This is a genomic window from uncultured Actinomyces sp., assembly GCF_963526355.1.
Lineage (GTDB): Bacteria > Actinomycetota > Actinomycetes > Actinomycetales > Actinomycetaceae > Actinomyces.
Genome location: NZ_CAUROW010000005.1, coordinates 15,101 through 27,885 on the forward strand (window position 1 = coordinate 15,101; position 12,785 = coordinate 27,885).

At 62.1% G+C, this 12,785-nt stretch carries 9 protein-coding genes and 2 tRNA genes; 5 read left to right on the forward strand and 6 right to left on the reverse strand.

The window, feature by feature from the left end:
• Nucleotides 1-103: 103 nt before the first annotated feature.
• The gene (locus RWR81_RS02570; RefSeq protein ID WP_314453948.1) at nt 104-877 is read right to left on the reverse strand and encodes a DUF6270 domain-containing protein; all 774 of its coding nucleotides are present in this window, start codon (nt 875-877) and stop codon (nt 104-106) included.
• A gap of 1,466 nt (nt 878-2,343) precedes the next feature.
• On the opposite strand from RWR81_RS02570, the gene tagD reads away from it, so the two are divergent.
• The gene (tagD, locus tag RWR81_RS02575) at nt 2,344-2,751 is read left to right on the forward strand and encodes a glycerol-3-phosphate cytidylyltransferase (RefSeq protein WP_314453950.1); all 408 of its coding nucleotides are present in this window, start codon (nt 2,344-2,346) and stop codon (nt 2,749-2,751) included.
• A gap of 6 nt (nt 2,752-2,757) precedes the next feature.
• On the opposite strand, the gene RWR81_RS02580 is transcribed toward tagD, so the two are convergent.
• From RWR81_RS02580 to RWR81_RS02595, 4 genes are all read right to left on the reverse strand, one after another.
• The gene (locus RWR81_RS02580) at nt 2,758-3,624 is read right to left on the reverse strand and encodes a polysaccharide deacetylase family protein (RefSeq protein WP_314453954.1); all 867 of its coding nucleotides are present in this window, start codon (nt 3,622-3,624) and stop codon (nt 2,758-2,760) included.
• Nucleotides 3,625-3,811: 187 nt separating this feature from the next.
• Nucleotides 3,812-3,887: transfer RNA gene (locus RWR81_RS02585), tRNA-His, on the reverse strand.
• A 105-nt stretch (nt 3,888-3,992) separates the two neighbouring features.
• Nucleotides 3,993-4,604: an oligoribonuclease gene (gene orn, locus RWR81_RS02590; protein ID WP_314454137.1), complete on the reverse strand. Its 612-nt coding sequence runs from the start codon at nt 4,602-4,604 to the stop codon at nt 3,993-3,995.
• Between the two features lie 104 nt (nt 4,605-4,708).
• Nucleotides 4,709-7,333, reverse strand: coding sequence for an ATP-binding cassette domain-containing protein (locus RWR81_RS02595; RefSeq protein WP_314453957.1), 2,625 nt, complete (start codon nt 7,331-7,333; stop codon nt 4,709-4,711).
• Nucleotides 7,334-7,723: 390 nt separating this feature from the next.
• Here RWR81_RS02595 and RWR81_RS02600 point away from each other — a divergent pair.
• The 4 genes from RWR81_RS02600 to RWR81_RS02615 all read left to right on the forward strand — a co-directional run bounded on the left by RWR81_RS02600 (nt 7,724) and on the right by RWR81_RS02615 (nt 12,021).
• Nucleotides 7,724-7,796, forward strand: a tRNA-Arg gene (locus RWR81_RS02600).
• A gap of 308 nt (nt 7,797-8,104) precedes the next feature.
• A complete protein-coding gene (locus tag RWR81_RS02605; RefSeq protein ID WP_314453960.1) occupies nt 8,105-9,706 on the forward strand; it encodes an ABC transporter in 1,602 nt (533 codons plus the stop codon).
• Nucleotides 9,703-11,214: a GTPase gene (locus RWR81_RS02610; protein WP_314453963.1), complete on the forward strand. Its 1,512-nt coding sequence runs from the start codon at nt 9,703-9,705 to the stop codon at nt 11,212-11,214. Before RWR81_RS02605 ends, RWR81_RS02610 begins: the two co-directional genes overlap by 4 nt.
• A gap of 168 nt (nt 11,215-11,382) precedes the next feature.
• Complete coding sequence (locus RWR81_RS02615; protein WP_314453966.1) at nt 11,383-12,021, forward strand: single-stranded DNA-binding protein; 639 nt, start codon at nt 11,383-11,385, stop codon at nt 12,019-12,021.
• Here the strand turns inward: RWR81_RS02615 and RWR81_RS02620 are convergent.
• On the reverse strand, nt 12,014-12,607 hold the full coding sequence (locus RWR81_RS02620) for a hypothetical protein (RefSeq protein WP_314453969.1): 594 nt from the start codon (nt 12,605-12,607) through the stop codon (nt 12,014-12,016). The two genes, RWR81_RS02615 and RWR81_RS02620, sit on opposite strands and share 8 nt — an antisense overlap.
• Nucleotides 12,608-12,785 lie beyond the last annotated feature (178 nt).

Here is a 12,785-nt window from a genome sequence, read left to right on the forward strand (position 1 = left end):
TCTGCGCCGGCCTCCTCGGCCTGACCACCCGACTCTGACCCCGGCCTGTGGGAAGTTCTTTCCGGTGCCTTTGAGATGGGTCAGCGTACGGCGTGGACGAGGTTCAGGGCGACGGTGCGGGACTGCGAAGTGAGCGAGTCGCCTCCAGCTCGTCTGCCATCCAGGTGTGCAGGGCGTCGACGTATTGGAGAGGAGCTGAGTCCCGTTGGTCCGCGTCGTCGGTGAGCATGTGCTCGTCGGGCACCTGGAGGATCCGTATGTCGGTCTCCTGACGGACAAGGTCAACGTAGCGGGCCATCACCCAGTTGGCTTCCGGCATCGTTCCTCCCCGGTTTGGGGCCATCGAGTGGTTGGAGGAGGCCCTTGTTATCCGTGGTGCATGGATTAGAACTGTCTTGTCTGCCAGGCTGAGCCGGTTCAGAAGAGCGTTGAAATGTAGAAGAGCGGGCCTCCACAGATGTAGGTGCTCCGCTGTCCCCATCTCAATGAGACGTGCGGTGATTCTCTGGTAGAGGCCTGCAGCCATGGCCTCCGTCGAACGGGTTAGGAAGGCTGCGGGGGCCGTCTCCAGGACGCCGAGACGCTCGTCGCCAAGGTCCCACAGCAGAAGATCCGTGCATGCGGCGATAGCTGTCAACTGTGCCTCCAGATTACCTACCATGTCGGACAGGAAGGAACGGCGAGCGAAAGGCGATGACAGTACCGAAAGGTCGAGGTCACCAGCGGCTGCCGGTCTCCCTGCGCTAATGAGGGACTGGCGGGCTACATGACGCTCAACGGTCCAGCCCCTCCTCTCCAATTCTGCGGCAGAATCTCTGGCGACGTGGGAGCCGTAGACTGTGATTCGACCCCTGATCGCCATTTCCGTATCACGCATTGTTATACTCCTTGAGTGTGTTGATAAGAAGGATTGCGTCCCATTGAAAGGATGCTGCGCACCCCGGTCAATTTCCACTCCTACCAATGTGTGGCGTCATTAGTGGGATTGGGGTGTTCATTGGGATGTTCGATTCTTGGGTGAGGAAAGTGCAGAGGCAAGTATCGGTCTGCCTGGCGCTACAGGCGCTATTTGTCGGGGGTTGATATTTGGGTGACGAGACGCTTGATCTGATCCCAAGGGAATGACGATAATATCGGTCTTCTATTCCCGTGACGGTGAAAAACGCGCAGAGTCCAAACCTGTATTCTCTTGACTGGCGGACCTGTCGGTCATCTGAAACCATGTGCAACATGACGCGTCGTAGTTCCTGGTATGTCGTTCAGCGCACATGCAGCGGCGCTCGGGTATTCCTAGGGTTTGCGGGTCCCAGGGGCGCATCGACGGGCATGCACAAGTGGTATCGGTGCGCTCTGGCGCTGATCTCGACGTGGTCTCCTGCATGTGTAGGGTGCTGGGGTCCGCCTCTGTCCGTGATAGATCTTGTCGGCGCCTGGTCCGCATCGTGACCGCCTGTGCCGACATCGATGGCACGAAGAGTCGGCTGCGCCAGAGGGTCTGGCGGCCGGTGTGCGAGACCCTCGGGGGCAGTGGCGTCGGATCCTCGGAATGTCTCGCCGAGCCTTCTGTTGTTGCGTGCAGGCACCTGTGGTCTGCTGTCAGAGCCATGGCTGTGGGCATGGCCGTCGTCTTGGCGAGGACTGCGGCAACGACTCTCATCGATGGTGTGAGAGGGCAGGGGGTTCGAGGTCTCGACATGAGTATTTTGATAAACGTTCTCAGTTGACGTCAGCGAGTCAGTCGCATCATGTCCCGGTGTGCTTCTGAGGAGCTGGTGAGGGAGCAGGGGGCGGTACTGGTCCGGGGGTGAAGTTCCGATGAGTGTGAGAACGGGGCCCGTGAAGGCTGTGAGCAGGAGTGCTGCGGTCACGGGCGACCTCCAAACATTCGAGATGAGTGAGGCTCGGTAGGAAGGCCTCTTCTATTCGCTTTCTCATAACCGTAGTTGCGTCGGACGTCCGGAAAGGCGAGCGCTGTCATGATCAAAGGGTCTGCAATCGGACTGTGATGTTCGGGGCGTGCTGTGACGACGCTGAAATACCTTGTAATCGTTGCGATATCAGGGAATGCGGAGGGTCGGTCACATGATGGCCTCAGCTGTGCGAGACCTGCGTCGAGGTGAGGAGTGCCCTTCGGCGTATGCATTGGGGTAAGTGATGACGGGTGATGGCCGCCATAGCCGAACGCCTGCTTCGGAGGGGTAACAGAGGATTTTGGGGGGAAGGGGACTGCCTAGACTTAACGGCGAGCGCGTTCAGCTGCCATACGCGCAACCAACGACAATGCGACCAGTTCTTGTATGATCTACACAAGTTCTGGTGGCTCCGATCCTGAGGACAATCTTGATGAAACGTGTGATCACCTACGGCTCCTTCGACCTGCTCCACTATGGGCATATCGAGCTGCTGCGTCGGGCCAAGGCGATGGGTGACTATCTCATCGTCGCGCTGTCCACCGATGAGTTCAGCGCATCCAAGGGGAAGCGCGCCTACTTCTCCTACGATCAGCGTAAGACGATGCTCGAGGCTATTCGCTACGTGGACCTGGTGGTCCCCGAGCAGACCTGGGGGCAGAAGAGTCAGGACATAGAGGAGTACGGGATCGATGTCTTCGTCATTGGCGACGACTGGATTGACACCTTCAATGAACAGCTGGAGGGGCGCTGCGAGATCGTCTACCTGCCGCGGACGCCGGAGATTGACACCTCTCGTACGCGGGAGTGCTGTGATGCTGAAACAGCTCGAGTGCCGTGAGTCGCTTTAGACGCGGCGGTTGTGCCCAGGGCCGAAGTAGATATCGTCGAGCGTAGCTGTCAGCAGGGAGCGTTGCCGCAAGATGTCAATGATCTGGCCGTAGAGGTGAGTGACGGTAGGGAAGTTCGCGTGACCGATGACGATATGCTGGGCGAGCAACCACTTCTGTGCCTCACCTAGGAGTACATCCTCAGTAAGCAGTCCGGAGTCTCCGAATGAGCCGTACCACATGGCGGCGGTTGTGTACCCCAGTTTCGCGCAGGTTGCATCGGTGGAGGAGTTGCGCTTGCCGTATGGAGGCCGGATGAAAGGGGCCCCGGTAACTCCGTAGGTGTTGCGCAGCAGGTCTTCGCACTGAGTGAGCTCGTCAATGAGTGCTCCCTCTGACAGGGTGGTCAGGTCCGGGTGCGTCCAGGTGTGGTTGGCTAACTGTACCTGTCCCGACTCCACCAGGGGCAGTAACTTGTCTCGGTTGTCGGTCCAGCTCGGGTAGACCCCTGTGACGAAGAAAGTCAGTCGGACTCCTGAGTCCTTGACGAAGTCCAGGTAGGCGTCCACCACTGATGAGTCGGTGCCATCGTCAACCGTAATGGCCACGATATTGCCGACGTTCTCCGGCAGTCCGGTGATCAGGGAATCCGCGGGACTGGGGGCCGGCAGTGGGGGCGGTCCGTCCTGAAGGTGAAGCGGACTGAGTGACGGTGTCGGTGACGGGCTAGGGGACAGGGGGACGGTGGTCGAGGGTGATGCTGGCGGTTGCGTGAGGGACGGACTTGATGAGTTGACGCGGGCTGTCGGGTGCTCGGTGGTGCAGGCGGTGAGGAAGCCTGCGGTCCCGGCGGCCAGGGCAAGCAGGAAGTCGCGTCGTTGCATGGGACCTTCTTGAATGCGAGGTTGCCGGAATGTCAGGCAGCCTGCGTACTGAACATCGTGAAAGAGAGGAGTGCCCGACGACTTACTGCTTCAAGGACTGATCTCGGGGATCCCGTCATCCTGGTGGGGTGACATGTAGAGCTATTCGGCGAGAAAGATCGTTGTGGGAACTACCGGAATCGACCGGTGGGGTGGCTGACGGGGTTTGAACCCGCGACCTCCTGGACCACAACCAGGCGCTCTGCCGACTGAGCTACAGCCACCATGTGCGGCACTGCCGCAACGAGTCGGTAGTGTATCTGTTCATCTCCTCGCCTACCAAACCAAATTTGATGCACTACGTCACTTCAAGGGATCTTTCGGTCGGGTCACCTGATGGGATCAGCCAGGACGCGCTCGGCGGCTGCCTTGCACTCCTGCGAACTCGGCCCTTCGCCGTCGGGGAACAGGACGGCACGGTAGTAGCGCAGTTCGTTGATGGACTCCAGGATGTCCGCCAACGCACGATGCCCGCCGGCCTTCTTCGGGGCGTGGAAAAAGGTTCTGGGGTACCAGCGCTTGGCCAGCTCTTTGAGCGAGGAGACGTCCACGATCCGGTAGTGAAGGTGCTCGATGAGCTCGGGCATGTCGCGGGCCAGGAAGGCCCTGTCGGTGCCTACGGAGTTTCCCGCCAGCTGGGCGGTTCTGGTGTCTGGAACGAGACGCGTCACGTAATCCAAGATCGTCTTGCGAGCCTCCTCCATAGTCAGCCCGTCCTCCAGGTCGGTGAGAAGTCCTGAGGAGGTGTGCATATACCGGACGTAGTCGCCCATTTGCTCCAGTGCCGCGGCAGGCGGCTTGATGAGCACGTCAATTCCTTCGGCTAGGGGCTCGAGCTCGTAGTTGGTGACGACAACAGCGACCTCGATGAGCGCGTCGGCGCTCAGATCCAGGCCTGTCATCTCACAGTCGATCCACACCAATGGGTCGGAGGTTGTCATCTGCTTGCTCACAGGCCCCACTCTAGCCGCCATCGTCGGTCTTCTCGTCCGTGGGGAGCCTGAAGCCCTGTGGGGCCTTTCGGCCTCATAACGATGGCAAGTAGTCAGCGTCGCCCTCGGCGGGCCAGAGCAATGTAACAGACCACCATGCAGGTCAGGCCGATGGCTGAGAGCAGACCGTAGTCCGTCAGCCACTGCGCGGTCTCATGCTTCCACAACGCGTCGTCACGGTTGGGTAGGATAGCGAGCATCTCCAAGGTGGAGGCGGCCATCGCATAACCCCAACGAGATGGCATGAACCATGCCAACTGTTCGAAGACCGCGCGACCTGAGATCGGGATGATGCCGCCGGATAGGACCAGTTGAGCCATGATGGAGACCACCAGAACCGGCATCACCTGTTCTGAGGAGGAGACCATTGCCGAGACCGCCAGCCCTAGAAGGCCGGAGACGAAGGCAACGGCCCAGCAGCAGAAGGCCAATTCCACTCCTGGCCACCCGTCCAGGATGACGGCGTCGCTCGGGCCCTTGTTGAGTGCAAGAGCGATTCCCATCATTAGCGCGGTCTGCACAGCGGAGATGAGAGCCAGGATGACTGTCTTGGAGAAGAGGTAGGCACCAGACCTCAAACCGACCGCCTTCTCCCGCAGAAAGACGTCCCGCTCCCCGATGAGATCGCGGATAGTGGCCGACATCCCAGAGAAGGCCGCCCCCGTGATGAGGATGACCAGTAGCTGCAGGGCCTGGCTGGAGTACTTGATGATTGTGGGGGTGGGATTCTCCGGCGTCGGCTCGGGGTAGTCGGGAACCGCGAACCCGTCGCTTCCCTCGATCGCTTTGGTCAACAGCCCCATGATGATGGGGAGCAGTAGCATGAAGGCGAGGTAAGAGGGGTCTGCTGCGACGATCCTCAGCTGACGGCGCACCAGGGTTGAGACCTGCCTGAATACGGACTGCTGCTTGGGGGGCCGTTCCTGGACAGCCGGGCCCGCTGCCGCCGCAGGCGCCCCGCCGCGGCGCGTCGAGGGCACCGTGGCCTCCATGTACTGACGTAGTTCTGCGGTGTGGTTGCGGATGAGGGCATAGACGTCGGCATAGCCGTCCACCGCGGGCGGGTCGGGCAGTGTGCCCTTGGGGGTGTTGAGCAGGAGGCGGCCCTGGGAGGCGATCTCGTTGAGCCGCTGACGGAAGTAGGGGAGTACCTCACGGGGGGATCCGTAGTAGACGGGCTTTCCTCCAGCAGCCAGGATGAGGACCTTGTCTGCACGGTCGATGTGGTTCTCATTGTGGGTGACCACGACGACGGTGCGGCCGCTGTCACCAGGGCGGGTGCCGTGGGCCAGCGATGCCAACAGGTCCATGACATCGCGGTCAAGCTGGGGATCCAACCCGGAGGTGGGCTCGTCCAGGAACAGTAGGCTGGGGCGAGTAAGCAGCTCGATGGCGGTGGAGACGCGCTTGCGCTGGCCTCCGGAGAGCTTCTTGACGCGCTTGTCCACGTGCGCAGTCAGGTCGAGGTCCTCCAGGACCTCGGCAATGCGTTGCCGCCGCTCGGCCTTGGTGACGTCCTTGGCGAAGCGCAGCTCGGCAGCGTATTCCAGGGTCTTGCGGACGGTGAGCGCGGAGTGGATGACGTCGCTCTGAGGGACCACACCGATCTTGTTGCGCATGACCGGGTAGTGCTCGTAGACGTCCAGCCCGTTGAAGAGCACCTGGCCTTCCTGAGCCTTCTGCTCGCCGGTGAGAGCCTTGAGCAGTGTCGACTTTCCCGCTCCCGATGGGCCGACGACGGCCAGCAGCTCGTTGCCCGGCAGGGAGAAGGAGATGCCGTCGAGCAGGGTCAGGTTGCCGTTGTTGACGCGGAAGGTCAGGTCCTTACCCACCAGCTCACCGCCGGCACCTCCTGCGACCTGCACTTCGCAAAGCCCGTCTGGACTGAGGGCGATGAAGGTTGAGCCCAGGCCGACGAGCACGGGCTGGGTCACCTGGACCTGGGAGACGCGCTGGCCGGCGACGTAGATGCCGTTGGTGGAGCCCAGGTCGGTGATGACCATACCGTTGGCTGAGACGTCGATGCGGGCGTGATGTTTGGAGATGAGTGGGTCATCCAGGACCAAGGTGTTGTCCGGGGCTCGACCGATGGTTCCCGAGGAGTTGATACGGAAGGATTTGAGCGTATGCCTCGATGAGGGGAATGCGCCCGAGCTTGCCGAGGTTGGTGATGGTGCTGCCTGAGGACCGCCGGAGGAGATGCGGGAGGCAGTGGATGTGGGCGGGCCCATTGTCGATGGCGCCGGGCGGGCATGAGCTGCGACGGCTGTGGTTGGGGCCAGGCCTGAAGGGGGCTGTACGGGTGCTGGGGCGGCAGCCCTGTAGCCGGCGACCTGGGGGTGGGGACCGGCCTGTGGCGCGGACGGGGTACCGGATACGACCGGAGTGAGTCCAAGAGCCGGTCCGGAGGCATCGCCCAGCTGAATTCGAGTGCCTTGAGTGATCAGTGCCTCGCGATTGACGGATCCGTTGACGAGCATGCCATTGCGTCCCTGGCAGCTCACCGTCCATCCTGTTGGTGTGGGAGTCACCAGCAGGTGTGTCCGAGACACGAGGGGATGGACGATCTGTACGTCGCTGTCGGGCGATCTTCCCACGGTGAAAGATGTGGTGAACGTGTGAGGCTCCAGTGAGGCCTGAGCCGAGAGTGAACGCACAATGAGTGCGGAAGTAGGCAAGGTGCGGTCCTTCCAGGGTGCTGCGATGGGAGTTCAGGTCACGATACTGGTCTTTTGCCGTCGTTGCTAAGAGTGAGTGCTCCCCGTTGTGATGTTGCTGACATGAAATCTTTCTGTACGGGGTGGAACTTGCTCCGGCGTGTTGCTCGCCCGGTCACGGAGCGGTTGCAGTGCTATTACAGTCGAGTTGCGAGGTGGGTGATGATTGGTTCGGCGATGGATGGTTATCGCCCCACTAAATCGCCTGTACGGCAGGTTTGATCTGCTCTTGTAATGCGAGTGTGACTCTGTTGTGATCGTCGGCAGGTGTTGAAGGCGACGTTGATGTGACCTTCGACGGGGATGAACACCCAGGAGGAGATGGCGTAGGCTGATCGAGCGCTTGCGCACGCCTCCGTAGCTCAATGGATAGAGCATCGGCCTTCTAATCCGCAGGTTGCCGGTTCGAGTCCGGCCGGGGGCGCTGGAAAGAATTCTCAAGGAATGTTGAAATTCTGCCGACTATCCACCATGTGGGTCGCTGAGGCGAGTGGCGTGGCGATGGCCGTCGTGCTGATGGCCGGTTGGCCTCCTCTGCCTGGTGACTGACGTTGGAGGCTCCGCTGACTGTGGACTTGGGGCGTGCGTTTCGTTTCCTTTGAGTCGGTCAGCATCCGATTCCGCCCGTCACGACGGAGTAACAAGAGGTACTCGGTGCCCTGACAGTGCCTGTGGTGTGAACCGTTGAGATCAATCGTCGACTCTGCTGCCCTGTGCTCATAGTGTTGGCACATGCCCGCTCCTGTCCCCTCACGCCGTTCCGAGGATGACGCCCCCGTCTCTTCGTTGAGTCGCGCTCAGCTTCTCGAAGTCCTTACCGACCTGGTCAGAGATCTCGAGCGTCTCGACCTGGCCCTGAGTGCCCATGGCATTGAGGCTGCGCGCACGCTGCGTGACGGTCTTATCGGACAGGTTCGTGATCAGGTCATTCCCCGTCTCCAGGACGCCGATATCCCTTCCGTCGTGGTGATCGGGGGATCCACGGGCGCCGGAAAGTCAACCCTTGTCAACTCTGTGCTTGGCCAGGAGGTCTCTGACGCCGGGGTGTTGAGGCCCACCACGCGAATCCCGGTTCTGGTGGCCAACCCCGAGGATGTGAAGTCGCTCAGTGAACACCCTCTGACGGAGGTCTGTCGCCAGGAGGTCTCTGCTGCTATACCGGCGGGCCTGGCCCTCATTGATGCTTCGGATCTGGACTCCGTCCAGGAGGCCAACCGGGCGTTGGCGGGCAGACTGCTGGAGGCCGCCGACCTGTGGCTCTTCGTTACCACCGCGGCTCGTTACGGTGACCAGACGCCATGGGTGACTCTAGAGGAGGCGGCTCGGCGCGAGACCCCCATCGGAGTGGTTCTCAACCGGGTGCCGGCGACGATTCTGTCCGAGGTGCGTCGGGATCTCATCACTCGGCTGCAGGGACTGGGACTGTCTGAGGCTCCATTCTTCGTTATCCCGGACGCAGGGCCGCATGAGGGGCTTCTGTCGGGTGATGGCGTGGCCGAGTTGCGTGATTGGTTGCATCTTCTCGCAGGCCGTCACCGTGCAGCCGGGCTCGTGCGTCGCACGGGTAGGGGCGTGTGGAGCACACTGCGTACCAATCTGGAGCAGTTGGCCAACGACGTCGATGCCCAGGAGACGGCGGCGCAGGAGCTGGAGAAGGAGTGCCAGGCGTTGAGAGACGCTGCGATCGAGTCGTTGAGCGGAGACATCAAGGCTGGTTCTGCGGGTCAGGGTGCCACCGCTACTCGTTGGATCACTCTAGCCTCCTCCGGTGGTCCACTGGCCTCGCTGGCGCAGGGGGGTAGATTGCGGCGAGGCTTCCTGGGGAGGGCGGACAAGACTCGCGCTCAGGGGCTTGCTCAGCTGTCCAGCGATGCCCGGGAGGCACTCACCAACCAGCTCCAGGCTGCGATCGTGTCACTGCGTGCCAAAGCAGAGCGGGCGTGGGCCGAGATGGGGGCTGCTGATCGCGCAAGCCGGATCCTGGGCCAGGACGATGAGGCGACGGCGACCATTGACGCCTGGGTTGGCTACCTCGAGGCCAATATTCAGATTCCGCACGAGATCCGTAGACTGACCCCTACCAGCGTCGTCGATCTTTTGATCTCCGCGGCCGCAGGCGTCGATGGGGCTGTCTCGGCTGCCAGGCGTCTGGGCCTTGAGGAGCAGACCGCCCAGGCCGGAGTTCTCCTGGTGGAGGCGGTCGCGGAGGCGCTGACAGCAACAGTCCCCAAGGGGGCGGCGACGTCACTCGCCCCCGCCCCCGGTTTCGCCGCTGCGCTGCGTCTGCGCTCAGGCGAGCTCAAGCCCTTCACCCGTCCCGGAGCCACAGCATGACTCAGTCCGACACATCTCCCACTTCTTCCTTGGTGCCCACAGAGCAGATGACTTTCGGGGTGCTCGATGCCACGCACCTCGATATCCGTCTGACAGCGGTTCGCGACGCCTTGCGCATGTGTCCTACTGAGGTGCCAGCCTCGTTGTCGATCCCCGCCCACAAGGCCCTCGACGCTGTCGCGCGGCGCCTCGCACTGGGAGTGGATCACACCGTGGTGGCGTTATTCGGTGGCACTGGCTCGGGTAAGTCCTCTTTGTTCAACGCCTTGACCCAGCTGAACTTTGCTGATGTCGGTGCGCGGCGGCCCACGACGTCTCGAGCGGCCGCCTGCTCCTGGGGTGACGACGCCGGCCCGCTCCTGGACTTCCTTGGGGTCGCCGCGGAGAGGCGTATCCGGCGAGACTCCATTCTTGACGCCGAGGACCAGGGGAGCATGGCGGGGCTGGTCCTGCTCGACGTGCCCGACTACGACTCGGTGACCACGGAGCATTCCTTGCAGGTGGACCGGCTGGTACCGTTGGCCGACATCCTCGTATGGGTTGTCGATCCTCAGAAGTACGCCGATGCCGCCTTGCACGACGGCTACTTGCGCGGACTCGGTGCTCGCCAGGAGGACATGCTCGTGCTGGTCAACCAGGTGGACACCCTCCCGGAGAGCGGGTTGGCGAGCCTGCTCGATGACGTCGGATCGCTTCTCAAGGATGACGGGCTCAGTCGGGTCCAGGTGCTGCCGGTCTCGGCGGTACGCGGTGACAACCTTGATATTGTGCGCGACCTGCTGCGCCAGCGCGTTGCGCGGGAGTCTAACGCGGCTCGCACAGCCTCGGCCGAGCTCGACGCAATCACACGGCGTTTGCGTCCCACGGTCGCCAAGAACATTGTGGAGCTCGACCCTGATCTCACTGAGGACGCCACCAAGGTGCTGCTGCAAGCCTCCGGTGCTCAGGCGGTTGAGGACTCGGTAAGGGCCGGTCTATCCAGGGTTCTGCCCAGAGCACTGGCCCGCCCGGAGCCGCCGTCGCGCACTTCGGTGACCTCGGCCCACTCCACCTGGCTGCACCGCACCTCGCAAGGGTTGCCGCCGGCCTGGGCGCGAAGCATGGAGTCCTCTGTTGTCCCGCCTGAGACTCTGGCGGGACAAACAGCCGAGGCTGTCGGCTCTGTTCCGCTTCCAGGACACCGCCAGCCCGTGATCGACCTGTTGTGGTGGGGCGGTCTGCTCCTGGTGATAGGTGGGGTGTCGTGGCTGACCACCGCTGTGGTCAAGGATGGTATCGAGGTCCTGCGTCATAGCATCGAGATCGTGCCGGTCTGCCTCATCCTGCTCGGGTTGATGGCGGCGGTGCTGGCGACGGTGCGTCGCCGGATCAGGGCGCGCCGCGAAGCTGAACGGTATGGACAACAGGTACGCGCCCGCCTGGAGTCCGTGGTGGAGCGAGGACTGAGTAAGCCCGCTGCTCGGGTCCTGGAGAAGCATCGGGTGCTGCAGGCCGCCCTGGGACTGTAATACCTTCTGCCGCCGTCTGCCGGTGGCCACAGGAAACGGTGCAGCACCTGCTTATTCCTGGTGTGGGGACTCGGAATGACTTCCGTTAGGCAGCTGAGGAACGGAACGTGCACGGTTGCGGTGCGCGGGTGGCAGAGCGTCGCCCGCCCACGACCAAGGAGTTCTCGCATGTCTCGTCAGATCGACCTCACCGTTCAGGGCGTCGTCGGAACAAATCCAGTCCTGTCCCGTGTCGGAGACAAGGCCCGTCCTTATTGCCGTTTCCGTGTCGCCGTCACTCCGACCTACCGCACTGATCAGGGTTGGAACAATGCCGACACCATCTGGTTCACCGCCAAGGCGTGGGGCCAGCTCGCTGCCAACCTGAGCCACTCAGTGCGTAAGGGCGACGCGGTTCTACTCACCGGCCGCTTCTCTCACGAGTCCTGGGATAACGACGGCAAGAAGTATGAGACCAACGTCATCACGCTGCAGGCCGCAGGGCATGACTTGACCAGAGGGGAGTCCCGCTTCGCTCGAGTCAGGGCCTCGGAGTCTGCACCTTCCGCCTCCTCGGGAGCCGGCACCGTCGAGCCTGAGCCCCATGTTTCGTCGAATCACTGGGAGACTGAGGAGACGGTTGATGACTCAATGCCTCCAGTGGCGCAGGGAGAGGAGCCATCCGCAGCCTCGCCTGAGATCTTCGCGACCCCATCTGATGTCGCCGCGCCTGCCCTCTCTGAGCGGTCACCCCTGGAATCCGGGGAGCTGTGGCGCTCCTATGAGCTCGTTGACGACCTGGTGGAGGAATCGACACAGATCAGTTGACTTGGTTGACATCGGAGTGCGCAAGAAGGAAATAACCGAGATCCGCCGGATGAGCGACCTTAAGTACTTCGATGAGAATGCGTGTCACAATATCGGCGGTCTCGCTGCCGTTGGGCAGTACGCGAGCGAGGGTGTGACCGGTCTCCTGCCAACCGATCCTGTTCAAGATTCCTCGCTCGGCAGTTCCGAGCAGTACTCGCCCCTGCGCATCGAGTTCAGGCAACGAGACCTTGATCCCCTCATTGCAGCCGGTGAGGACAACGCTCGGACGGTCGGGGGAGGGGCGTGAGTGAGCCAATCGTCTCAACTTCGACCGCAGTCGTGACCACTGTCCTCCCCCTGGGTACTCCTCTGCCCCGACGATTGGGACGGGGGCGATCAGCCGCAGGGTCCCGCCGGACGGCGCATTAAGAGACTCGGTGGCAAATTCGGGTGTCCCTGCCTGCTGTGTGGTCTGCCTCGACGACGGTGTGCACACATGATCCAGGAACTGAGCCAGAGTCGGGGTGAAACGTGACCAGGACCCCAGGTCCACTTGGCTCTCGAAGGCCTGTGACAACGCCTGAGACAGGGAGACCGCATTCATGCGCGCAAGCCTAGGACCTGGGACCGGAGTGCTGATGGAATACGGGAGCTCGCGCACCCTTCGATCACAGGAGGATCACACCTTGTCGTTGCCAGCACAAGCCACAACGCTGGTGGGCGTGTCACGGACGGAAATTGGCGTATGGGCGCATACGGTGACCATGAAGTAATGGACCCGA